The sequence below is a fragment of the Mycolicibacterium sp. Y3 genome (assembly GCF_051188035.1).
Lineage (GTDB): Bacteria > Actinomycetota > Actinomycetes > Mycobacteriales > Mycobacteriaceae > Mycobacterium > Mycobacterium fluoranthenivorans.
Window position 1 is genome coordinate 200,456 of record NZ_JAVQLT010000003.1, and the last position, 23,192, is coordinate 223,647.

Sequence of the window (23,192 nt, forward strand, 5' to 3'; positions counted from 1 at the left end):
GTGCGCTGCAGTCCTCTCGCATAGAAGGAGATGTTGGGGGTAGGTCAGTCCGCTTCGGTGTCGACCGGGATTTCGTCGACGACGAAGGCGTGGGGGTTAGCGGCGGACTGGCGGCCCAACTCTTCCCGCGCGATCACGGTCGGCTTGCGATCGAGGATCAAGCCGGCGGTGCGCGCGGTCTTGCCGAGTACAGGCACGCCGTCGTACTTGATGAAGCTCAGCCCGGCGGTGACGGCGATCGCTAGGAGCAGTCCGGTTCCGAAGACGGCGACCGCGTTGAACGGTAGGAGGCGCGTGGCGAAAACCGCGGCGATCAGCACGGCGGTGAATCCGACGACCTGTTCAATGGGGCGCGCTCCCCCAGGGATCCTGCGGCCCCCAGGAAGGCGGCCAACATAGGTGCGGAAGCGTCGGCCAGACGTCGCCACGCGCACCCACCGGATGTCACTCATGCCGCCTCCGGAGCAGAGATCGGATCGGCAGATTGCCCCTGAAGTCCCACGGGCGCTGGCATCGAATACCCACCGCCTCCGCCGACCTGCTCACCGGTATTGCTACCTGTGCTGATCGCCCTCGGAATCAGGGTGAAGGCGGCGGCGGCACCCGCGATGCAGATGATCGACACGACGATCTTGACGGGGTTGCGACCGGCCTCGCCGAACAGGTTGCGGAAGAAGTAGTAGACCGCCCAGATGCCGAGTAGGGAGGATCCCGCTCGGACGGCCAATACTTGAAAATTGTTGAGCAGTACCTCTATGTCGGTCATGGCTCTGGCGTTCCTTTCGAAATGGTTGGGTGTGGCGCTATCAGCCGCGGGTGGGTGGTGGCGGTGGCGTCGTCGATGTGGTGGTGGTCGGACTGCCCTGGCTGGGGTCCTCGGGGCGGGTCTGCAGTAGCGGCACGGCAGCGATGGAGACGACCTGCCATTGCCCTTCGACGGATCGCAACGACAGCGGGTAGGCCAGCTGAGTGAGTGTGTAGTTCTTCGTGCGGGCGGCGACGGTGATGTACACCTCGGCGGCGTTGGCTGTTTTGCCGTCGTCGTTGACGTTGGCCTGGATCGTGATGGTGTCGACCTTCGCGTATGGCGCGGGCTGGATCGGTTTGTCAGTCGAGTCCGAAGTGACGTAGCGGTTGAAGTCGGCGCCGCCGGTGAGGTAGGACCGGACGAATCCGGCGGCGGCGGACCCCAGCGGCGAATCCATGGACACCGTGTTGCGGTAGCCCAGGCGGAAGTCCACGCCGACCCCCGGTCCCGCCACTTGCATGGGCAGCGCCGTTGCGCGCGGCGCACCGTCGAGGACCGTGATGGGCACGCGGTAGTAGGTGCGCTGGGGTGTAGCGGCGGTGGCGCCGTTGACGAGTCCGGACACAGTCACCGTCCAGATAGCGACGCCATCGTCGGTTGTGGTGATCTGCTTGGCGAAGGCGATATCGGTGTCGGTGAATTCGCCGGCGACCGGGGGAAGTTTGACGTCCTTGGCGGTGACGTAGCGCGCGAGTTTCTCTTCGTCGCCGGCCTTGGCGGTGAGGTAGGTGGTGACGTAGTCGCGGGCGAATCCAGTCACCAAGGTTGATGCCGGGATCGAGTTGTTGCCGGGTGTGGGGTCAGCGTGATCGGGGTCGGTCCACAGCGTCGAAAGCAAGGTGATGATCGCGAAGAGTCCGCCGATGATGCCGAGGGTGTTCATGGCGCGGTGTGCGAGGAGCTGTTTGTCGACGGGCTTCACGAGCTCGTCGAAGCGCTTCCTTTGGGCGGGAAGTTTACCTGTCACGGTAAATCAGTCTCCCACAGTCCCTGCGCCGTTCTCGGTGAGCGCACGGGTGAATGAGGTGAATGAGGCGTCGGCTTCGGGGCTGTCATCGACGATCAGTTTCAGTAGCGCGGCGCGCGCGTTGAGGTCGAAGGGATCGTCGTGGAGTTCGTCGCAGGCGATCTTCACTTCGCGCGCGTAGATGCGCGCCGCCGCGATGGCTGGGCTGATGTCGAGGTTGCGCGACTGGGCTGATGCGGAGGGCGCCATGGTGGTGAGTCCTTCTTAGGAGGGGGCGGCCTGAATGCCGCCTCTATCCCTTGAAGTACCGGCCAGAAGTCCCGTTTCCGTCGCGCGTGCGCCAATCGATTTTGAGGTGGGCGGTTGGGCAGCTAACCGCTATCGCCGATAGCGCGTCCCCTGGACGCGTGTCCAGACAACTGTCTACAAGTATCTGATTTGCTATACCCCCCTTGACAGGGGGGGTACGCTGGCCGTGCAGCGGAGCGATAAGGTCAGCGTTACTCTCCCGATCGTACTTTGCTGGCGCTATTTTCGCAGGTCAACCGTGTGAATGTGACCTCACAATCCCCGCCAATAGCGTCTGCGCAGGTTGCGCACATGAAATGTGCGCACTCGCTCACGGCCCGCGCACAGGGCGCGTGATCAGCTATCGGCGGCACCGCGCACGGTCCGCGCACATCTCGCGCATGCCCAGGCGCACATCGAGCGCCGGCGGCCGCGCACATCCCGCGCACACGCCTCATCAGTGTGCTGTGCGCGTGAGAGGCGGGCTGCGCTTTTTCCGTCGCGTGAAAACCGAATCTGGTGGTTGCACACCCCTCAGGCAATGCTTGCGCGCAGGTCGCAGGCGTGTGATGACTCATATTGAGTCACAGATCACAGTCGTGAAAGGAGGTTTCGGCACGCTCTCACGGGGTCCGTCACGTCGTCGCTGACGGTTAGCTCACAACCCGTTCCGAGGCTGAGGTCATCAGCTGCGCCGCACTGGCGCCCACGACTCCTCCAGGAGACCGGCCATGACCACTCAGCCCCTATCCCTCCCCCGCCCTGATGGTGGCGCGCATCAGCGCCCGGCATCTGAGTTCCGGCGACCCGCCGCTGCGCTCCGCGACTACGCGCTGCGCTGCGCGGGCATGCGTTCACACCACGCGCACGTGTCTGCGTGGCTACGCGTCACGAACGCCTCGACCGTCGAGCAACTCTTCGAGGCGCTCGCTGGCCGTGATGCCGAATCGACGGCTCTTCTACTGAGTGAGTTCCGCCGCGGTGTCACTCTGGCGTCGACACTGCTCCTTGGCGCCAAGACGGTGATGCTGGCATCGGTTGCCCGCCATGCCCCCGGTGACACCGCCAAGGAGAAGTTTCAGGTCACCGTGGACGCGTTCCTGACTCACGCCTTGCCGGCCGTGAAGCCAAGCCACGAGTACGCCGACGCGCAGTTGTACTGGGTGACATTACGAACGGTCACCAAGCTCCACGAAGCTCCGCTCTGCGATACCGAGGAGGCATCCTTCGACGACGTCGCCGGCGCTGATGTCCACGCCGATGCCGACAGTTATGTGACCGCCGATGCGGTGATGAATTGGGCACTGGAGCGCGGCGTGATTGTCGAGCAGGATCACCGCGCGTTGGTCCTGCGCTACGGCGGCAGCAGCGCCCGTCCGGTGCGCGAAGTGGCGGCCATCATGGGTGTCACCGAGAACAAACTCGAGTCCCGTCTTCGCCGTGCGATGGCGCGGCTCCGGGACGCTGTCGCCTCTGATTCCGAGGACCTTTACCGTGCGTGCGTTGACGCGCGGTGGGCACTTCGAGACGGAACCAGTCGACCCGCAGCTGTTGGCAAGAATGGTGCCGCCGCGTGAGCGCCTCCGCCGGCCCGGGCGGGATAAAATTTACCAATAGCGGTAATGCTCGCGACTCAGAGCGGCGCCCGATGCCCTCCTCGGAAAGTGATGTCGACATGTCCGATCTGTACCACCAGCATGCCGATGCGATCGCCGATGGTTTGACGGCCGATCCCGATCTATTCGAGCCAGTGAGTGCGGAGTTCGCGTCAAATTCTGACGAGGGTTACGGCGAGTGGATGCCCAGCGGCGATGACGGCGACGGCGATGGTGACGCGGCTGCCGAGTTCGATGGACCCTCCTCCTATGACCCGGTCGACCGCAGTGATCGCGCCCTGACCGATGAAGAACGCGCAGACCTCGACGAGCTCGGCCGTGTGATGACCGGGCCTCCGGATCATGCTCTGCTCGCTGGGACTGGCCGCGGAGCGTACGTACACCGTGACGACGATGACGTCACCGAGCCCGACGTCGTTGATGATCGCGGTGCCGATGTCGTCGATGTTTTGGGCGCGCACAGCGGCGGCCCGTGGTGGCGTCTCGGGTGGTTCGACGGGCGTCGGCGCTCGCACCGTGTGGGCGCGATCGCAGCTGCCGTCGTGATAGTTCTAGTCGTCGTGGTCCTGGTCCTGCCCGGCGGCGGCGACGACAAGTCATCGTCCACAGCGGCCACGACTCCGGCGTACACGGTGCCCACGATGACCCAATCGCCGCCGTCCTCTCCTGCTCCGGGAAGCCCCGTCGCCGGTGCCGGAGCTGACGGTCCCATTGGTATCAAGCGTGCGGACAGCCGCTGCACCGCTGGGTCGACTGATCCGATGCAAGCGTTCGACAACGACGTCAACACCGCGTGGATGTGCGTACCGGCCTACGGTGTTCCGGGCACGGTTCTGCGCGTCGAATTCGACAATTGGTACGTCGTCACCGGCGTCTCGATCGTGCCCGGATGGAATCGGGTAAACCCGGATGGTTCCGATGAGTGGCTCAAGCACAAGACCGCCGCGACGGTGGAGTACCAGTTCAATGATCCCGACGAGACGCGCCTGACCCAGCAGACCAACAACATCCGCGATGAGGTGGTCACGCCCGTTCAGCCGCCCGTCTTGGCATCGGCGATGACCATCACGATCACCGAGTTCGGCACCCCCACCGGTCCGGTAGCCGACACCCGCAACGTTCCCGGCCAAGGCGGTGTCATCGTCTCGGACACACCAAAGACGGGCGATCTCAAAGACTTCGCGGTGTCATCGATCAGCATCATCGGGCACCGCGCTGCGTGACGGTTCTCGCGGCCGCGCCCGGCGTAGCACCACCTCGCGTACGTCGGTGGTTGCGGTGCAGATCGCTGTGGCCGCAGTCTTGACCGCGGTTGTCGACTACGTAGGCGTAGTCGGCCCATCGGGCACGCGTTGGCCGGGGCGCCGGGGCAGCTCGTCGGTGTCTCCCACCAGCCAGCGAAGGAAGGCAATGATGTGTCCGTTGAGGGTCGAGTCCACTTCGGCCACGGCCTGCTTGGCGCGCTCGCGCAACTCCGGATCGGGGCGCGGCGTAATCGCCGGGTAGCGGTGCTGGGACGGCATAGCGAGATCATCGCACGGTGGCTTGCCACCTGACAACGACCGCCGTAATGTGGTGGCTAGCCACCAGGCCCGAGGGATATGGAGGGACCGATGAACGTCACGAAGCGCGACACCGAGCGCGGCTCAGGGCAGGAACGCGTTGTGGCCGCCGCGTCGCTCTACGGCTGGGTCGAGGTCGACTACCGCGCGATCGACATCCCGTCCAGAGAGCGCGTATGGACTAAGGGGGACAACGTCTTCAATGTCCGCCTCGGCGAGGCCGGCCAAGTGCTTTCGGCGTGGGCTTACCGCGGCGCCGTGGCTGACCGGGCCGCGCGTGATCGCTCGTCGGTCATAGGGGCGGTGATCGACGGACGGGACAAGTCCGCCCGGACCGTCGACCTTATTGCTGAGGCGTCCCGATGAGCACCCACAGTGCCCTGAGTCTTCGATCAAGGCCATGACGACACCCGCACATCTCGCGCCACAGAATTGCTTTGTCTGCGGCCGCGTCGCGCACGCCGACACCGACCACACGTTCTGGCCGAACGCTGCAGCCGTGTCCGAGGCTCGCGAACAGGATCGGCGAACCGTCCACCACTACCCAGACGGCGAGACCTCGCCGGCGGCGGCCTATGTCGCCGAGCACAGACCATACTGACTCCCCCGCGAGCACGCGCGAAGGCAAGGCGTGAGGTAGGTAGGCCATGACATATCCAGATGGGATGCCTGGGTCATCCTCGGCGAGCGAGGTGACCGATGCCCACCGCGAGGACACCCTGCCCGAACCCCTACTGGACGCACAGGTGTTCACCGGCGATCCGACGGGCTGGCATCGGTTGTCCACCCTGGAGCAGGTAGCGGCCATGCCCGACGGAACGGTAGTGATCTGGAACGACCTAGATGAGCGGCAAGCCGGAGTTCTTGAAACAGAAGACGACCGTGGGCGAGTCCTCAGGCCCATCAGCATCGAAATCTACGAGCACGATTGGCCTCTGCGCGCACTGAGACTGCCGGTATGGGTGGTTACCTTCGACGACCCGCCAGCAACCCACTAACCACACGGGACAGCGTTGGTCACACCACTCTGGCCGCCGTCGGGCAACTGTTGACTTGCGCCGCACTTCGCGGATGAGGGGCCAATCCTGTTGAACACCACGGCCGTCCCGATATCGATGATTGACGAGGTCCGCCGAAACGTGGCCGTGAGGTTGACTCCGCGGAACCGGAGCTTCGAGCCGGCCGCCGGACGCTGATAACCCTGCTGAGGAATGAAGGATTTGGGCTGAGATCAACGGCCAGCCATGAGATCAGTGGTGATGGCCTCCGGCTCCAGCCAGAGGCTCATGGTCAGCTTTGTATGACCGTTGGTGCTGGTGGCCGTGCACTGCAACACGGCCAACCAGCCCCCGTCGCTGCGCCTGACCCAGGCCGTCTGACGGGCGGGCATCCACGCATCCAGGCGCAACCCGAAGGAGCGCACCCACAGTGGCAGCTCATCTTGGCGTCGGGCGAGGCTACCCAAGCCGGGAAATACGCGCGTCATGTCAACCATGACTGGCCGGTCGAGGTGGAACACCACCGGGTGTTCGGTCTCTGGCCAATTGTCAGCCACCGTCGACTCCTTCCCTGTTGCCCAGGGCGCGCAGGTCGCATCGCTCGGTTGGGGGTGGTGTGTAGCTGGTCGACCAGCATGTGGTGCAGGTGTGCGTTCTGTGCGACGTCGGGCATGCTGCGCATTGCACCGTGCCCACCAGCACGCGGTTGGGCCCGAGGGCGGCTCCGCAGGCTTTGCAGTGGGTGGGTTGAGGTTCGGCCCAGCCGTGGTGGGTCCGCCGCAGCTCCACGCCACTTATCGTACATGTGTTCGAGTGTGCGAGACGGGTCCTCCAGAGTTCACCGCCAATGGGGAATCCCGTCGCCGGGAATGACACGGCGATGATCGAGGCCCGCCCGAGCATCAGGTCTTAGCCGGGCGAGTAGCTCAGCGTGCGCGCACCGAAAGACCGCGGCGAGAGGTTGTCTCGCCGCGGCCGGTGGTGAGGCGTTCGCCCGTTAGGCGCCGATGAGCTGGTGGGTCGCCGGCGTGGCAATGGGTAGCAGCTCGTAGGGCCGGGCCACCGGACGGCGCCGGTTCGTCTGCGACCGTCGAACGGCCTTTGCCAGCCGCTCCTCATCGAGGTTGAGGTACTCCATGAGCTTGTCGCGTACCTGCGGGGGGATGGAGCTGCGACCGGCTTCCATGCGACCCAGGTGCACGGGGCTAGTCCCAATCAGCGGCGCCAGCTGGGCGAGGCTGAAGCCAGCCAGGACGCGGTAGTAGGCGAGGTTACGGGCAGTTTCGGTGACGACGTAGAGCTCGCTGGGATCAACGTCGAGCACCTGAGCCAGGCGCGCGATGAATCTCGGCGACGGCGCTGCCTCGCCCTTTGCCCAGCGGGTGACGGTGCCCTGGTTGACGTGGACTGCCGCGGCCAGTGAACGGTTACTCAGTCCCTGCTTCTTGGCGAGGTCCAGCATCCTGCGGTACTTGAAGACCCCGGGCATGGCTGCCGGCGTGGAACGCATGAGTGCGCCTCCCTTCCTGACCCGATGATCTCAGCGATGGCCCTTGAACTATAACCGGCCAAATGTTCCCGACACAGGAGCCGACGCGGCGCAACACGCCGGAGCGGGGCGATTTCACTTCTGTCACGGCAATAAAAAAGTCCTGGTCAGGCACATCAGATTCGGTCGCGGCCTGGGGTCCGCGCCGCTGGTGTTGCATACGCAAACATTGCCTGTGGCGGTAAAGCGTGGCACGATTTGCGCTCATCGGGCACCTGGCAGTGCCCGGCCAACTGAATAGAACACCCATAAAACCAAAAACCGGCTGGTAGCTGGCACTACCAACCGGCGGGCTCCCCCGAAGGGAAGCGGATGTCTTGGCGACACCGCCATTTTAGCGTGCGACCAGCACGTTTGGCAAACGTTCTGTGCGACGAAACCATGTCCGCGCCGTCACGAGACGGTCACGGATTCAGCTTCGCCACGCAGGCTGATGGACCGACGTCGACTCGAGTCGTCCAAGCCACCTACCGGGCGCAGCGGCGGGACTGGATCGTTACCGCGGGCGCCGTACCTGCCACTACGCCGATGTGGACCTCGCGCACATCCTGGACTTGCGAAGTCGCCTCTTGGGCCGCCGGCGCCACAGGTCAACAGGTCCTGCGGCGCGTTCACGTGACCCGCTCACTCTTCTCCCGGGTTAGCGCCGCCCTGGCGCGGTTCGCCGATGGATCGAGCGGCCGACACTGCGCGGTCACCAACTCCCGGGTCGCCGCGTCGGCAGGTTGCAGCCCCCGGACCGTGACCACGGTGCGTGCAGTCCTTGCCGAAGCCCAGTTCGCCGTTGAAGTGCGCCGTGGCACAGGCTCGGCGATAACCCCGGTTCACCGGCGTCGGCCGTCGGTGTGGCACTTGACGTCGCGGCGCACGCCTGTGGATAAACCCCAAATTTGCGACCTACCCCGTTCCCGGAGGGTTACGGGGTCTGTACTTGTAGGTTCCACTCCCCCAAACGAGGCGCACGGCGCCTCGCCGAGAGATTCATCCCCGAAAAAGGCGCATTCGCGGCGGCCGAAACGGCCGACCGCACCGCGGCCGCTGCACACCCAGCGGCTCGCAGGCTGGCTGGCGTCGAACGCCACGGGCCTCGGTGCACGGACAGGCCACCACGTGGCAGGCCAACTCTGTGACGTTCTGCAGGCCAGCCACCTCGATCTCCCTGCCTGGACCGGCCCCCGACTCGTCGAGGCCCTCAACATCGACATGAAGATTCGCGGCCTCACCTGGCCCGATCACATTGCACGACCTGGCCCCTTCCTCGCCCACCGGCTGCGCCACCTCCCCGCCCGGCCGGAATCCGCCAGATCAATGCCGGTCGCTTCGCGCGACGACCACCGGGCAGAGCCACCTCCGGGGCTGGCCGTACCCCGTGCGGACGAACCGCCATCGGCCGCGCGTATGGAAGCTCGACGCAAGATTCGCGAGATCCTCTCGCGGCGATCGCCCCGCTGACGACCGCGCCGCCGCCGCCGCAGGTCAAAGGCCTGTTTGAGCGCCATCCCGCGCGCCGCTTTTCGACGGTCCGCCGACGGTGTCGCATGCGCGTGGCCGCGGAGCCCGGAGAAAGTAGGGCCCTGAGAGCTCCGTAGGCGCCCGAAACGGGCTCCGCCTATACAACGACACCCCCGACGGCTCTCGGATCGTCCAGCGCGGCGCTTAGGCGGCAGCACGGCGCAGCCGTTGGCGTCTAGCTAAGCGCATCTCGCACTATTTCAGCAGCTAGGCGGTGGTAACAATGCCGCCACAGCACACATTGACCGTGACACGATTGTGAGATGGTTTCACGATCATTCGGCGGAGAATTCATCGTGGTCGCGCCATCGGCCGTGCCCGCTCTGGCATGTAACTCACGTGAGCCTGATATCAGCCCATGGTCGATTGTTGAGGGTTTGTGAATCAGTTATGAGCGGCACCCTTGTCCCGCCACCACCGCCTGTCGGGTGTCGCCCAGCCGATACACACGCAACATGAGGGCGGCCAGGACCAACGTCTCCCCGGTAGGACCCACCCGAGCGACGAGCAACCCACCCACCACCCCAGTCGCGGCGGCGGCGGCGGCGACGATGACATGTGGTGGCGAGCAGCAGCAGCTTCCCCGCCCTCGCTCCATTGTTAGCATTCCGTGACTGGAATGTGCGGGGTTGCATCAGCAGCACGTGATCGGTCATGACACTTCGTCATCGATACATCAATGACTGGATGTGATGACAACGATGTCGGCATGCCTGCGTCTCAATATGTCGGCATCAGGATCACGGAAATGTCACGCTGATGCACTATCGATTGATCGATAGCTCAATATGTTGACAACGATACGATCACATCGAAGTCGCGTTAATGGTCTATAACACACACGTGATCGTTACGCGCCATCCATACGCACCATTTGTGACTACGACATGAGTCGCATGTGATGGTCATATGTAGCAATTGTCACTGGTTCGAGGATGCTTTGTGCGATGTTTGTGAATGCATTGTGCACGCCGATTCATGCAGGTTGGAGGGTTGGGAGCAGCCAGTTTCCCTTCCGAACAAGGCATGATCAGTGACATGGCCCCCACCCTACAGCTGGACCTCACTGCGACTCGGCAGATCGCCGAACGTGTGACTGGCGCTGCGAGTGTCATCTCTGGCCTGGGCTTTCGCCTGCGCCTGCGAACGGGTGCGCCAGCGACCGATTCCGCCACTCTGCTGTTCTGTCATCGACTGAACTCCCGAGCGCTGCAGCTCTCCTACGTCTGTGAGGATGCCGGCGAGGAACTCATGCGCACGGTCGAGGCGCTTCTCGGATATGCCGATAACGCGGCGACCCTCGCCCGTCGCACGGAGCTGGCGATCATGGGGCTCGACGTCGACGAGTTTGTACCCACATTTCAGGTCACTGCCAGGCACCCGGACCGGCACGTGCCAGGCATGCCAGCACAGGTCGGGGCCGCGACCGACACCGACCACCGCGTTCTGTCCGAGGCGTTATTGCTTTCAGCTGGAGGGCTTGCTGTCTCATTCGATCTCGACGTCGCGCACGTCCGCGCGGCTGCAGACGCGCTCCGCGCATCTGCGCGCGACCTCCGCTCGGCGATGGCCAGTGGGCAGCGACCGGCGGCGATGCTCGATCAATACGGATCCTGGTTTGACAGCAACCTCATTCCCGCGATCGAAGGCCTCCTGGCGGATCGCCAGATCTGGAACTCCGCGTACACCACAGCGCAGAGCCGGGTCCTGGAGCCCAGCCGCGTGTATCACCAGTGGCTCGGCAGCCGGGGCGCGGCTCAGTCCGACCTGACCGAGGTGGCTGCGCGGGCCCGCGCAGAGTTGCGCGCCTATCGCAGTACCACGCTGAGGGAGTTCATCTGCTCCCCTCCCCCACATCTAGCGGACGCGGAGCCATCCCCCGAATCGCAGCGAGGCGCGCGATAAACGGGTCGCGGCGCCGTGAGCACGATGTGCCTATGCGCGCGGTCCGCGCGGCATGTCCTTCCCGGTCCGCGTGACATGCATGCTGGCAGCCGAAAGGGGACTGCTGACACCACGCGGTGTAGCCCCTCCCTTCGACGCCCGCAGTCGGGCGGCCTTCCAAGAGGGCATATCCGTCACTGTGACGAATATGCCGCCAGGGCTGGCTGAACAGTGTTAGGTCAGGTTGAACTCGTACCGGAGGGCCTGTTCGACGAGTGCGCTGCGTGTGCCGGCGCCCCAGGCATCGACGAGGGCGTCGAGCCGCTGACCGTTGGCGGCATTGACTCCGGAGAGCACGACCGTACGTGGGGCGACAACGTGCCGGCGGCGCCGTGGTACCGCGCTGGTGGACGGCCGGACGAACAGGCCGCCCTCCCCCACTGTCTCTTCGGTTGCAGCCCAGGTGCCCTGCAGCGTGGAGGCGTGCTTCTCGATCGCGTCGAGCACGATGGTGCCCATCGGGCGCGCAAGTCCTTTGCGGGCTTTCTTCTCCGCAATTTGGAGTTGGTAGAGCGCGTCGTAGACCTCGGCGGCGAGGTTCACTTCCGGCGGCCGGTGACGTGTCCGCGCGTCGATGGCTGAAGACGGCACGCTGCGCAGCGGCGAGCGTTCAGGAGTCCGCTGAGGGGGCGGCGGGGGCCCTGCTACCGCAGCAGATGGCGGCGGCGACGCCGGCTCGACCGGCGCCGCGCTGCTGATCTCGGGTGCGGGTGCCGGCAGCTGATTGTGGCTGCGGCTGGCATCGGAGTGCGGTGTCGTCGCGACTTCCGTTGGCGTAGAGGGTGTTACCGGCGAGGGAACAACCTGCGGCCGCGGCGGTTGAGGTGGGCCCGACTGCAGCAGATCGTCGAGGTCGTCATCGATGGCGTGGGGATTGAAAACGGGCTTGCGCTTCTGACGTTGCGGGTTCATCCGACGCGCTCCTGAGCCTGAGTGGCGGCGATGGCTTCGAACCGGCCCAGGCGCTTGACGATCTGTCGGACCAGCTCTTGATAGTCCGCAGCGAGACCGGTGGGGTCGCTGGTCCACAACCCTCGCCCGGGGGTCTGCTTGTCCTTGAGGCGCGACAACCGCTCACGGCGATCGTCTTCGGCCAATGCGACCAGCTCGCCGGCCGTCTTGTGGTGGTTCCTCATGTCGACGGCGGCAGCCGGCGCTGACCGAATGGTGATGTCGAAGGGCGTGGTCCCACTGCCTTCGAGCATTTCGTTGATCTGGTCAAACACTTCCTGGTTGCGCTTTGTCGCGCGAGGGTTGACGTCGAAGAGGAGAACGCCGAGGAGCTCGATGAGTGCACCCCGCTTGCGCGCACGCCAGAAGCGTTTCGCCAGGCGCTCGACGCCGCCAATGCTGGCTTGGTCGTCTCGGGTGGGAATGAGCAGGTAGTTAGCGACCGACAGGTAGGTGTCCAACAGGGGCACGTCACCCGGACCTGAATCGATGACGACGACGTCGTAGTTCTCGGATGCGCAGAGGGCCTCCAGTTGCGTCCGCAGGTTCGCCGTCATATTGATGCCGTTTTCAGACATCAGGTGAGCGCTGGCGCCGACGACCGCAAGTTGCGCGCCGCCCGGGATGATGTCGAGGTTGGGTCGCACGTTGCGCACCGGGCTCAGTGGGGCCCCGAATTGCAGTGTCTGTGCAAGGGAGCGACCGTTGTCGCCGTCGACGCCGAGGTCTTCGACGGTGAGGTTGGCCTGCTGGTCGCCATCGATCACCAGCACCCGGTAGCCTCGGCGGCCGCCGGCAGCGATCATCTCGGCGACGGCGGCCACGGTGGTCGACTTCCCTACCCCGCCTTTTTGGTTGGCCACGAGGATGGCCCTGGCTGGTCCGTTCATCGTCATGCGCGGCAACGTACCGCCACGGTGCGCGGTTATCCGCGCGGCGCACGGGCGTGAATCCGAACCGTTACACAGCTCACTGCGAGGACGTGCCCACGGCTGGTGTTCGGGCGGGCCACCGTGCGGTGATCCACCAGTGGACCCCGCCTGGGTCGCGGGCGGCACCACGGCGGTCATCACGTCCAGTCCATCGCATGTGGGCACTGCCCGTCGAACGGTCTACCCAACGCCGGATAGAACGTTCGTCCACACCGACGATGCCTCGGTCGTCTTCTCTGGCGTTGATTTGGTCTGTGCCCCGTTGGTATCGGCGGACGGGCACCGGGCAGTCGGTGAGTGCGTCTACACGGGCAGTGATCCCGACGTTTGGCGGTCCGTGCATACAGACGGTGCAACGGATGTGTCATTGAGCGCCATTTGCTCGTCAATCGCACGGGGAAACGGACGTGCATACGCGCGTGGTATATCCGCTATTCGGCCTGTTTATTGGCCGGGATTTGAGCGGTCTTCCACAGTAGTTTTGACGGGTATTCGACCGGCGTCTTAGCGCTGGTCATCCGTACGGCTGGCCGTCATACACCCGCTTTTCGTCCGTATTGATGGGCGTACTTACAACCGGTGATCTACCGGGTTTAATCCGCACGCAAATCCGTTGATCGGCCGTGCTTAGGGCGGGTACTTGACCGTGCGATAGTCCGCGCTATACCCGTTTTTCACCCGTATTTAGCAGGTCAGAGCGTATATCTTCTTGCTGTGGGTGCGGTAGTCGCTGGGCATTGTCGACTCGACGGAGATCGGGTGGGTTCTGATCCGGCTGGTTTCAAGACTAGGTCGGGCCCAGGCCTGGGCTTCTGCCCCAATGCAGCGGGTGGGGTGAGCCGGAAGGGATGCGGCATCCGGGGCCGGAAATCAGTTCTACGGCTGTTCTGGATGCGCGAACAGCTCGCCGGCGTGGCCGGGGATCAGGTGTTGATGCAGTGCGCCCTGATAGGTGCCGAGGACGGCGGTGAGTTTGGTGTTGCTGGCCTGCAGGCTCGTCGCGGCACCCTGGAATTGTTGAGCGGCGTCGCGGTAGCTACTTGTGCCCGCGAGCAGCTGATCGACGGACTGCTGGTATTCGGCGAGGGCTTCCTGCATTGTGGCCTGTTGGGCCAGTACGGTCCGATACGCGTCTTCTGTGCTGGCCAGTTGTGCGCGTAAGTCGCTGTTTTCCTGGCGTAGTCGGACGTTCTCGACGTGCAGGTCGGTGGCACCTGCCGTGCGCTGACGCCCGGCAGTTTTGTGCTCGACGACGAGGGGTCCGTCAGGGCCGAGTTGATCGGTGTAGACGTACCAGCGACGACGCTCACCTGTGTTGTCCGTGAAGCCCGCCAGCTGCCCTGACTCAATCATTCGCCGGACGGTGCGCGGGTCTTTTCGGAGGTACCGGGCCGCCTCGCGGGCAGTCATCACCGAGCGGCCCTGTTCGGGGCGGATCTCGATGGTCATTGGCACATCCGGCGGGGGAGTGGGGTCGGCGGTGTCTCATCATAACGCGACGGGGGCGTTGGTGATGACGTCGTTTACGTGCAGTGATGTGCCATTAATGCTCCAACACGCCGTCTTCAATCCGTTGACTGCGCGATCGTGCGCTTTACCCTCTACTCAAGGTATCTATTGGTACATCTGCGCAGTTCGTAGGCTGCATCGACTGGAGGGAACCGCATGGCGAACACATCGAACGGCGCCGGTTCTACCAAGCAGGGTCGCAGCGGAACGAACAAGCGCCGGCTCAATGGGTTGGTCGGCGTCCGGTTCGAAACTTCGGATCAGGTTCAGGCCCTCAATGCGTACGCCGTGCGACTGGGCTTTAAGAACGCACAGCAGTTGATCCTGGATCGCGTGGAGCGCGACTTGGCCGAAGCGCTCAAGGAGCTCGATTCGACGAAGGAGTTGGCCAGCTGATCCGCTCGTAGGCGGATCCAGAATCCGCGGTTAATCGCGCGGCGTGTTGCGCGATTAACCGCGCATTGGCGTGCGACGATTCCGCCCGGATAAGTAAATCGGATTCGGGAGGTCGAATGGGATTCACACCGCGGGAACGCGGCCGCCGCTTCACGCTATAACCAGCTCCCTCCGATGCCGCTGCACACCGGCATCCTCAGATAGCCATAGGACCGCCGGCCGCTGGGAACATCCGGTCCAGCCGCCTTCCGGGCGCCGTTGGTAAGACCCCGCCTGAACACATTCGGCGCTGAAGGCTGCCCAGACACGGTCGGCCTGCCCCTGACGGAATTGGTGCCAGGTCGCGGTACTTGCGTTGTAGGAGGACGCGGCAAGCGCTCGGAGGAGGTGCACCGCTAGACCGGCCAGACCGCTCCACAGGCCGTCCAATATCTACCAGTAGCGGTAAAAACACCGCCGGAGGGCAGCCGTTAGACCGGAAAAGCCCTTAATATGCGGGAAACGCTCTGTTCGTCCGCCATGTTATAAATTGCGTCGGCGTGTCGAATCAGATTCCCCGATACAGATGAGAAGGTTGAGCGCCATGGGTCGTAAACACAAGGGAGATCGGCTTCTCCTACAGACGCGCCCGCACCCCGACGTGGCCGGGCGGGTGGACCAGCGTCGACGCAGGCTCCGAATCTCCTCGCTCAGTCAGTACATCGCCGACGTGCTCGCTGTGCACGTCGGCCAACCACATCTTGCGGTCGAACTGGGTCGCACCGATGAGTTGCCATTCGTCGATCCGCCAGCACGACCGGTGGGCGCAACGGCTGGCGCTGCCCGCCCGCTGGTGCAGACACGCCTCTACCGACCAGTGTGGAACGACATTCACCGCTTGAAGAGTGAGAGCGGCGTCTCCTCTGTGAGCCAGTACGTCGCCGACGTGCTGGCTCTTCACGTCGGCTGCCCCGAACTCGTTGTCGAACTTGACCGCAAGCATGAGCTGCCGCTGGGGGAGGGGTTGCCGCTGGCGATGTGACCACGCAACTCCACGGGGATGGATCCCATACGAGGGTCCAATCACCGAGTTGTGACCTGACATCTGAATAGCAGGTGAGATCTACCGGCTTCTGAAACACGAAGCCCCCGGCGGGAACCGAGGGCTTCGTCTGAAGTTTTCGAACCGAGTTGGCGCTCGGTTCGGTGGGTTCTCACCCAATCCCTGAAGGGATCTGTCGATTTTGAAGGCCGACAGGTGCCACGGTAGCGCATACCCATCTGCAGGGCCAGATGACGCGCTATTCCGTGAGCTAAATCGTGATATTTCTTCTCTCGACGGCTCGCCGTCGAGAGTTGCTCGCGCCCAGTTCCGGCGCGCGCGTCGCACGTGGATTGTTGGCGCAGGCGCATCGCCGACGAGCTTGCCGATGTGGACTAGCCGCGAGGGCTGGCTCGACGAACTCGCCGCCTGGTCGGACGGTGACACCGGTCGAGCTGAACGGGCCAAGGTCAACATCAGCCACGCCATGGTGCTGCGCGTAGCCGCGGCACTGGCCGCGCGCGCCGACCACCGAACCGGGCGCAACTGTGCGCTTACCAATGCCGCTGCAGCGCAAGCAGCTAACTGCTCGGTTCGCACCGTGCGAACAGTGCGCGGTGTGCTACGCCAAGCACAGTTGGCCGTCGAAGCGCGCCGCGGCACGGGGTCCACGGCCACACCCGGATACGGCAGACGAGCCTCGGTATGGCATCTCGTGAGCAGGCGGGAACCTGTGGATAACGCGGGCGTTTGCCGCCTACCGCCATCACGTAGTGATAGGCGGTTAGGTCCTGTTGGTAAAAAATCACCAAGCGGCCGCACACGGCCGCCGACGAAGAATTCCTCGACAACCAAACCGGCGCAGCGCGGACGCTCCGCGCCGCGCCCGCTAGCAGTCCAGAAGCTCGCGGCCGGCATCATCGCAGGCAGCCGAGGCCTCGACAGCGTCCATCCTGGGCACATCTGCGACGCGCTGACCCGCTCTGGGTTGGACATTGATGCTTGGACGTCGACCGAGATCATCAAGGCTCTCAACGCCGACATGCGCATCACTGGCTGGAGCTGGCCAGATCGAATCGAACGCCCAGGCGCATTCCTGGCCGCCCGCCTGCGGCGAATTGCGAAGCCCGCTGCATCAGTGGCCGGTGGAGGACCGTCCGCTCGTAAGGAACACGTACCCACCGGGACTGTCGCTGCAGATCAGTCGCCGAACAGCAGAGTTGCGAGCACACCGGAAGGCCGCGCCGCTGCAAAGTCGCTGTTCCGCAGCGCGTTGGCACGACGGGCCGCCGAACGACGCGTTGCGGAATCGAGCATGGCGGCCGGCGCTGGTGTCGGTGGAGTGGTGGATACTGCGGGCACGGCTGGGGGAAGCACCGCTAGCGAAAACGCACCACAAAAGTGTATAGTCGTATACATACCAACGGCCGGGCGTGCGCGTCAGGTCACCGAATTCCCCAGGGGGAAAGCATGATTGCCATGAGTCTGCAGACCGTTGAGACACATGAATGGGAGATCCCCTCCTACAAGCTCGGCGCGTTCCAGGCAAAGATCGCCCAAGCCAACAAGCGGCTAGCCAAGGCGGGTCTCGATGCTCGGTTCGAGGTCTCCTACGAGGACTTCGAGGTGAAGAAGAACGTTGCCCGCGTTGACCACGCGGTGGTCAGCAATCACGCGCCGGTCTACGTCTACGAGCCGTGGGTGCGCGCGACGCTGACGGGCCCGCTGACCTTGCGGCACGGTCACTTCACCTTCGTCGCGCGCCTGGTGCCCGAAGAAGCCGGTATGACCGTGCATTCCGCTCCGGGGCAGGAACTCGGCGGGTATAGCCCTCGCGGTGACAACTCCTGCGATCACTGCCAGGTTGAGCGCAGCCGGATGCGGTTGTACTTGGTGCGTGATGATCGAGACGGATCGATCATCCAGCTGGGGCACTCCTGCATCGAGCTCTATACCGGCGTGAGCCCAAAAGGACTGTGGGCATTGACGTTTGATGAGGAGCTGGCGGATTTCACTAGCAATGACGTCGAGGGCGGGTTCGGTCCGAAGCACTACGGCGCATCGGTCGACCTGGTGTTGGCCTACGCATTCGCCCACTCCGACCGGGGCCGCGCCTACATCCCGTCGGGCATGTACTCCGAAACCTCCACCGTCAGCAGGGTGCGCACCAGCCTGTTCTTCGACATCGACAAACTCAGGGAAGCCGACCGGGAGTACTACCGCGCCAAGGCCGGCGAAGCGGCCGGCCACCTGGCCGACCCCGAGCTGCTCGCGGCCATCAAGGCCTCTGTGACCGAGACTGCCAAGGACAGCGACTACGGCCGCAACCTGCGCGTGCTGCTTGCGGGGGAGAGCGTCAGCGGCAAGAACGTCGGGATCCTCGGCTCACTGGTCAAGGTGTATGCCCGCCAGCAGCAGATCGAAGTCGAGCGCAAGGCCCACCCCGTGGTCGCCGGGTTCCTCGGCGACGTCGGCGAGCGCGTCAAGGACATCACTGCCACCGCGAAGACCGTCGTCTATCAGGACGGTGACTGGGGCACCACCACCTTCCTCGTCGCGATCGCCGACGACGGCCACACCTTGGTGTGGAAGGCCCACAAAGCGCTCGACGTCGAGGTAGGCCAGCGCTTCACGATCGGCGCGGCAACAGTCAAGGCGCATGACACCTACAACGAAGTCGACCAAACGGTGATCACCCGACCGAGCAAGTTCGAAGTCATCGACGCAACGGACGGAGCGTGACGACCACCGCTCACTCCGTCGTCACCCAGACGTCCGAATATGAGATCCATACCTTCACGACCGTCAGCCGAGATAAGGAGACGACATGACGCAGAGTTACCCCGACGTGGTCAACATGTGGGCATTGGCCCTGCAGGGAACGACCGCGAAGACGAACGAACTCTTGGTGTACGCGCTGGCCGATAACTCTGCTGACGGTGCAAAAAGGGCGGAGGCCGATCTCAAGGCTGCTCGGCCAGGAGAGTTCGTCGAGGTTGCCGTTCGCTTCGCGAACATGATGGACACCTCGATCCTGCATGTACAGCCGCACCTGTGGGGACTGTGGTGCGTGATGGAACGCACCGTTCCAGCATCCGAGTTCTTCGGCGCCCAACACCGCTAGGGCGGCATGGGCCGTCAAGAACGGACGGTCGGGGGAGATAGCAACTACCTGGAAAGGAAATCGATGTCCTTCGATGATCGGCCGGCGCCGAGCGAACCACTGCACCTGATTCTTGCCGCCGCGGCGTTTGATCACGCCGCGCAGAACGCGCAAGCCTGGGCGGGGCGCAACGACCGTGAGGCGGCGCCGATGTTCTCCCGGTTGGCCGAACTCTTCCGACTCGAACTTTCAGATCCCGCATGGTCGACCCGTCCGGCAACGATGGAAGCCATCGCGCTGTTAACGGACGCGTACGCAGCAGCCGCCGACACCGTCCGTCGCGCTGGCACCCGCACCGAACCCGGCCACGGCGAACTCCCACAGCAGGGTTGCAACTACGCCGCTGAGTGGCTACAGGCGCAAGCTGACACGTTCGCGATCATCGGCACCCAGATCGGGGAGCGGTTACCCGAGGAGCCCCATCAAGGGCAAGCGACGTTCGTGCGCGCCGGTGGCGGCAGCGAGTCTCCCGTCGTGCAGTTCGCCACTCTGGCCGTCTTGCACGACGACCAGATCAACGTGACCGTCCACAAGGACCCCCCCGGCCGCCGACGCCTACTTCCACGAGCACTTCCCGGAGCTGGACGCAGCGGCTCACCGCATCGACACGCACGCCATCAACGTCCTGGATCGCGATGATCCGCTCTGGCTTGATGGCGCGGAAGTCGAGTTCGCCACGCTCGTTGTCGTGCAGCACGGCCAGATCGATGTCACCGTCCACCAGAACGACGCATCGGCTCGCGTGGAGTTCCTCGACCGGTTCCCCGCAATTCGCGATCGGGCACGTGTGCGACATTGGATCGAATCCCATCGACCTAGAGTCCGCCAATAGGCCACCCCCCGAGTTCAAAAGACCCATCGCTGCACTTCAGAGCCCTGGTGTAGCCAAGCGTGCACCCTCGTTTCGTACCGTAGGACCATCCGGACGCCCGGTCGCGGAACCGATGAGAGGACCTACCCCGATGACTGCTATCACTGCGCACACGACGAAGCTGCTCATCTTCAACCACCCCGTGCCTGGGGCCCTGGAAGAGATGCCTATCGACTACTACCGCGAGTGCCAGCTCGCCGGCGCCGGCAGCGTCGAGGTCCAGCTGGACGCTGACCACACCGAGATCATCTCCGCCACCCGTTACGTGCCGGCCGGTGTCGGCGTCGGCGCTGTGGTCGCCGGTGAGGACGTGCTGCAGGTGCTCTGCACCGTCGCCGGCCGCGAGCCAGTCCTCATGCATGAGGTCACCGACTGGACCAGCTATACCGTGCGGCGCCCCCACCGATGAGGGCCGCCGCGTGAGCGACCTGAGCCCCGAAGACGTCGAACTCCTGGAAGCGCAAGTCCCAGTCGGTCTCCTGATGCCAGCGGACGAGACCATGCGCCTGGTCCACATCACCCGCGATGTCGTGGAAGTACACGTCGGAGCCGCGGCGGAGTCAGTCACCACTGCTGATGGGCTTGTGTTCTGGTTCGGCGCTGGTTCCGGGAACCTCGCGGTGAACCGGATGGCCACGTTGAACCTGCTGGCTGTATCGGGCTTCTCTGCTCGCACCGTCCCACTGTTGCGCGGTATTGCTTTGGTTACCGGTCAGAACGCCGGTCGCCCCGCCGGCCTGACAGACGATCAGATGGAGGCGCTCTCCCGAGAATCGGGGCCCGTGTGGTGGGTGAACTCGATACTGCGCATGCGCGTCGGACGCGATCGCCAGCACCGGCGCACCTGACACCGCTGCCGGGTTACCGGCAGTGCTGTGGACTCCGGTTGAGGAAGTTGATTTCGTCGGTGCCCTGACCGACGGAATCCGCGACTTGCGCCGGTACTACTTCATTGAAGGTGTCTGCACGATGGAGGAACAATGTGCAAATCGAGTGCCGAACCTGGTGGACCGCAGCGATGCAGCGGAGATACCCGCACAAGGGCAGAGCGCTCGGCCTCTGAGGTCGCTGCACTGCAGGCGCGCAGAGACGATCTGAAGCGAATGATGAGGATATGGGACGAGCCGCCCTCGCGCAGGGAGCGCTACTGGGACAGGCGTGCAGCAGGACTGGACGCGGACTCGAAGATTGGCACCGATGATCCGAATTCCCCGTTCTGGCCGGCTGCACAAGCGGCCGATGTGCGCAAGGCTGCGTCCGCCTTGTCGGAATCTGGTCAATCTGAGAGCACTACTGGACGAGTTGGCCGGGTGATCAACATGCTTACGGGGAAGGACTCATGACAACCCAGTTGGCATGAGTCCTTCCCCGACCCAGTGCGACCGCCAGCGCCGCCGGCTCGGCTTGAGTACGGCTGCGCAGAGGCCGAGGCCGCTAGCTGTTGTCACCCCAGGGGGAGAGTGCTCGCAGGATGTCGGCCAGGGCTCGGAGGATCTCGGCGATGCCGTCGGTGGATCCGGTCTGGGTGACGATGTAGGCGGCGGTGACGCACGGGACGATGATGGCGGCCACCAAAACGATCATGATGTCGTCCATGAGGACGCTCCTGACGGGCAAGCTGAGGTGCTGACCACGTGGTGTGCCCGATTGAGATGTGGTCCGTATATTCCCCGTTGGTTCTCGTCGATTCGACAGGCTGTGGGCGGGACTCAGTGCGGGGCTTCACCCTGTAGTGGCCAGGTCAGGCCACATATGGCCTACGCAGGTGTAGAAGGTTCGGATGGTCGATGGTGGGCGGCTCGGGTTCAGACCAGCTACTTGCGCGGGGACACGGGAGTTGAGCGCAGGCAGCGACGATCGCTAGACCGTGGCCCAGATGGGCGGTACAAGGCCGTGGCGCGCGTCAGCCGGCGTTCTTCTAACGAACTGCAGCATCAGCGCCTGCAAGTCGAAGGTCAGTCGTCGGTGGGCGGGAGCTTGCTTTCGGAGGCCAGGGCGTCGAGGTAGGCGTCGTGGTAGCGGATGATCGACATGCGCTCGATCGCGAATTGCTCCAGGACGGCGGTGACGAGTGGTTGGCCGCGCAACGAAGACTGAATTCGGTCGTGAGGCCAGTGGCCGAAGCTCATCATGTCGATGCCCAGGGCGTCTCGGGGGTGCTCGCGGGCTTCGTTGATGTCGTTGCGCACCGCCTCCAACTCGGTCTCCAGGCGACGTAGTGCTGATGCTGCGCGTCGCAGGTGTCGGTCGCGTTGTTCTTGGAGTAGTTGAATGCAGTCGTTCCAGGTGGGGATCTGGTCTTCGTGGAGGTAGGTGTGTCCGCCTCGGCCGCGTGTCATGCCGGGGAGGAGGTTGTCGGCGGCCATGAGTTTGAGGGTGTCGGTGGGGATGCCGGTGGTGTGGGCGACTTCGGAGAGTTTGACGTGTCGTGGTTCGGTCATGGTGGTGTGGCGTTCCTGTGCGCTGGTGGGGTTCTTCAGCATGGCAGCTAGCGCCCAGGGGGCCGAGACGCGGCGCTGTGCTGAGGGTGCCGGCGGTTGTCTGGGCCGGGGTTGGCCGGCGGAGCTGGGCTTGTTGGGGGTGACGTCACTGGTCGGTGGGTGACCGCGCTGGGGGTTGATCGAAGCACCGGGGTTCATGGGGAACGCTGACCCTCAGGTATTACGGTCGGTAGGATGATGGGCAACGGATGGGTGGGAGAGTGCCCGGGTGTGAGTCGGGGCGGTTCTGGTACGGTCCGGGCGGGGGTGTAGCGCCGCAGGCGCGATTGATCGAATATCGAATCATGTTGATACGCAACGAGTATGGTAAAGTAGGGCGTAGCCGGAACGGGAGTCGAGATGCCAAGTCGGGCAACAACCCTCGAGTCGGATCCGCCGGCCGGCATTCGCGACGAACTCACCGCAGTCGAGGCGAAGCCGAGACATGGTAGCCGAAAACGACTGCAATACAGTAAGATTGAAATCATGAACAATGGCGAAGCCATCACCACCAACGAATACCAAAACCGTTGCAGCACAACAATAAAGCGAGTGCGAGTGATGGCCGCAGGCCATCCAACCCAACTCCACAACACGAAAACCGTTGCCTAACAACAATACTCAA

27 protein-coding genes are annotated in these 23,192 nt (G+C 64.1%); 13 read left to right on the plus strand and 14 right to left on the minus strand.

The genetic code is table 11. The features are described from left to right. Positions 1-44 precede the first annotated feature (44 nt). From QN239_RS33405 to QN239_RS33420, 4 genes are all read right to left on the minus strand, one after another. A complete protein-coding gene (locus tag QN239_RS33405; RefSeq protein ID WP_499017620.1) occupies positions 45-320 on the minus strand; it encodes a hypothetical protein in 276 nt (91 codons plus the stop codon). 128 nt (positions 321-448) lie between these two features. Beyond that, positions 449-766 carry a hypothetical protein gene (locus tag QN239_RS33410; RefSeq protein WP_499017622.1) on the minus strand — a complete coding sequence of 106 codons (318 nt, stop codon included), beginning with the start codon at positions 764-766 and terminating at the stop codon, positions 449-451. A 40-nt stretch (positions 767-806) separates the two neighbouring features. Then, positions 807-1,775, minus strand: coding sequence for a conjugal transfer protein (locus QN239_RS33415; RefSeq protein ID WP_499017624.1), 969 nt, complete (start codon positions 1,773-1,775; stop codon positions 807-809). Between the two features lie 6 nt (positions 1,776-1,781). Further along, positions 1,782-2,024: a hypothetical protein gene (locus QN239_RS33420; protein ID WP_499017626.1), complete on the minus strand. Its 243-nt coding sequence runs from the start codon at positions 2,022-2,024 to the stop codon at positions 1,782-1,784. Between the two features lie 770 nt (positions 2,025-2,794). On the opposite strand from QN239_RS33420, the gene QN239_RS33425 reads away from it, so the two are divergent. Next, entirely contained in the window at positions 2,795-3,640 is an 846-nt protein-coding gene (locus QN239_RS33425) for a hypothetical protein (protein WP_499017628.1), read from the plus strand. Between the two features lie 191 nt (positions 3,641-3,831). Here QN239_RS33425 and QN239_RS33430 read toward each other — a convergent pair whose 3' ends face one another. Further along, a complete protein-coding gene (locus tag QN239_RS33430; RefSeq protein ID WP_499017629.1) occupies positions 3,832-4,140 on the minus strand; it encodes a hypothetical protein in 309 nt (102 codons plus the stop codon). 81 nt (positions 4,141-4,221) lie between these two features. On the opposite strand from QN239_RS33430, the gene QN239_RS33435 reads away from it, so the two are divergent. Continuing rightward, on the plus strand, positions 4,222-4,902 hold the full coding sequence (locus QN239_RS33435) for a hypothetical protein (protein WP_499017630.1): 681 nt from the start codon (positions 4,222-4,224) through the stop codon (positions 4,900-4,902). Positions 4,903-4,998: 96 nt separating this feature from the next. On the opposite strand, the gene QN239_RS33440 is transcribed toward QN239_RS33435, so the two are convergent. Then, positions 4,999-5,202 (minus strand): hypothetical protein, encoded by a 204-nt coding sequence (locus QN239_RS33440; RefSeq protein WP_499017632.1) that lies wholly within the window; start codon positions 5,200-5,202, stop codon positions 4,999-5,001. 90 nt (positions 5,203-5,292) lie between these two features. Between QN239_RS33440 and QN239_RS33445 the strand changes: the two genes are divergently transcribed. From QN239_RS33445 to QN239_RS33455, 3 genes are all read left to right on the plus strand, one after another. Then, positions 5,293-5,607, plus strand: a complete 315-nt coding sequence (locus QN239_RS33445) for a hypothetical protein (RefSeq protein ID WP_499017634.1) — start codon at positions 5,293-5,295, stop codon at positions 5,605-5,607. A 34-nt stretch (positions 5,608-5,641) separates the two neighbouring features. Beyond that, positions 5,642-5,842: a hypothetical protein gene (locus tag QN239_RS33450; protein WP_499017636.1), complete on the plus strand. Its 201-nt coding sequence runs from the start codon at positions 5,642-5,644 to the stop codon at positions 5,840-5,842. A 91-nt stretch (positions 5,843-5,933) separates the two neighbouring features. Further along, positions 5,934-6,239 (plus strand): hypothetical protein, encoded by a 306-nt coding sequence (locus QN239_RS33455; RefSeq protein WP_499017637.1) that lies wholly within the window; start codon positions 5,934-5,936, stop codon positions 6,237-6,239. A 233-nt stretch (positions 6,240-6,472) separates the two neighbouring features. On the opposite strand, the gene QN239_RS33460 is transcribed toward QN239_RS33455, so the two are convergent. Beyond that, a complete protein-coding gene (locus QN239_RS33460; protein ID WP_499017639.1) occupies positions 6,473-6,796 on the minus strand; it encodes a hypothetical protein in 324 nt (107 codons plus the stop codon). Between the two features lie 440 nt (positions 6,797-7,236). Further along, positions 7,237-7,749, minus strand: coding sequence for a helix-turn-helix transcriptional regulator (locus QN239_RS33465; RefSeq protein ID WP_499017641.1), 513 nt, complete (start codon positions 7,747-7,749; stop codon positions 7,237-7,239). Between the two features lie 2,589 nt (positions 7,750-10,338). Here QN239_RS33465 and QN239_RS33470 point away from each other — a divergent pair. Further along, positions 10,339-11,205 (plus strand): hypothetical protein, encoded by an 867-nt coding sequence (locus QN239_RS33470; protein WP_499017643.1) that lies wholly within the window; start codon positions 10,339-10,341, stop codon positions 11,203-11,205. 213 nt (positions 11,206-11,418) lie between these two features. Here QN239_RS33470 and QN239_RS33475 read toward each other — a convergent pair whose 3' ends face one another. From QN239_RS33475 to QN239_RS33485, 3 genes are all read right to left on the minus strand, one after another. Then, on the minus strand, positions 11,419-12,156 hold the full coding sequence (locus QN239_RS33475; RefSeq protein ID WP_499017645.1) for a hypothetical protein: 738 nt from the start codon (positions 12,154-12,156) through the stop codon (positions 11,419-11,421). After that, a complete protein-coding gene (locus QN239_RS33480; protein ID WP_499017647.1) occupies positions 12,153-13,091 on the minus strand; it encodes a ParA family protein in 939 nt (312 codons plus the stop codon). Before QN239_RS33480 ends, QN239_RS33475 begins: the two co-directional genes overlap by 4 nt. Before the next feature lie 912 nt (positions 13,092-14,003). Next, positions 14,004-14,576, minus strand: a complete 573-nt coding sequence (locus QN239_RS33485) for a helix-turn-helix domain-containing protein (protein ID WP_499017649.1) — start codon at positions 14,574-14,576, stop codon at positions 14,004-14,006. Between the two features lie 216 nt (positions 14,577-14,792). Between QN239_RS33485 and QN239_RS33490 the strand changes: the two genes are divergently transcribed. Continuing rightward, on the plus strand, positions 14,793-15,032 hold the full coding sequence (locus QN239_RS33490; protein WP_499017651.1) for a hypothetical protein: 240 nt from the start codon (positions 14,793-14,795) through the stop codon (positions 15,030-15,032). 616 nt (positions 15,033-15,648) lie between these two features. On the opposite strand, the gene QN239_RS33495 is transcribed toward QN239_RS33490, so the two are convergent. Beyond that, on the minus strand, positions 15,649-15,906 hold the full coding sequence (locus QN239_RS33495) for a hypothetical protein (RefSeq protein WP_499017653.1): 258 nt from the start codon (positions 15,904-15,906) through the stop codon (positions 15,649-15,651). A 3-nt stretch (positions 15,907-15,909) separates the two neighbouring features. Between QN239_RS33495 and QN239_RS33500 the strand changes: the two genes are divergently transcribed. The 6 genes from QN239_RS33500 to QN239_RS33525 all read left to right on the plus strand — a co-directional run bounded on the left by QN239_RS33500 (position 15,910) and on the right by QN239_RS33525 (position 20,935). Continuing rightward, positions 15,910-16,053 (plus strand): hypothetical protein, encoded by a 144-nt coding sequence (locus QN239_RS33500; RefSeq protein ID WP_499017655.1) that lies wholly within the window; start codon positions 15,910-15,912, stop codon positions 16,051-16,053. A gap of 1,479 nt (positions 16,054-17,532) precedes the next feature. Continuing rightward, positions 17,533-18,795, plus strand: a complete 1,263-nt coding sequence (locus QN239_RS33505) for a hypothetical protein (protein WP_499017657.1) — start codon at positions 17,533-17,535, stop codon at positions 18,793-18,795. A gap of 85 nt (positions 18,796-18,880) precedes the next feature. Then, the gene (locus QN239_RS33510) at positions 18,881-19,177 is read left to right on the plus strand and encodes a hypothetical protein (RefSeq protein ID WP_499017659.1); all 297 of its coding nucleotides are present in this window, start codon (positions 18,881-18,883) and stop codon (positions 19,175-19,177) included. A gap of 63 nt (positions 19,178-19,240) precedes the next feature. Next, the gene (locus QN239_RS33515; RefSeq protein WP_499017660.1) at positions 19,241-19,855 is read left to right on the plus strand and encodes a hypothetical protein; all 615 of its coding nucleotides are present in this window, start codon (positions 19,241-19,243) and stop codon (positions 19,853-19,855) included. Between the two features lie 323 nt (positions 19,856-20,178). Then, complete coding sequence (locus QN239_RS33520) at positions 20,179-20,496, plus strand: hypothetical protein (RefSeq protein ID WP_499017661.1); 318 nt, start codon at positions 20,179-20,181, stop codon at positions 20,494-20,496. A gap of 10 nt (positions 20,497-20,506) precedes the next feature. Further along, a complete protein-coding gene (locus QN239_RS33525; protein ID WP_499017663.1) occupies positions 20,507-20,935 on the plus strand; it encodes a hypothetical protein in 429 nt (142 codons plus the stop codon). A 586-nt stretch (positions 20,936-21,521) separates the two neighbouring features. Here QN239_RS33525 and QN239_RS33530 read toward each other — a convergent pair. Further along, positions 21,522-21,683 (minus strand): hypothetical protein, encoded by a 162-nt coding sequence (locus tag QN239_RS33530; protein WP_499017665.1) that lies wholly within the window; start codon positions 21,681-21,683, stop codon positions 21,522-21,524. 359 nt (positions 21,684-22,042) lie between these two features. After that, positions 22,043-22,570: a DNA-binding protein gene (locus tag QN239_RS33535; protein ID WP_499017666.1), complete on the minus strand. Its 528-nt coding sequence runs from the start codon at positions 22,568-22,570 to the stop codon at positions 22,043-22,045. Between the last annotated feature and the right edge of the window lie 622 nt (positions 22,571-23,192).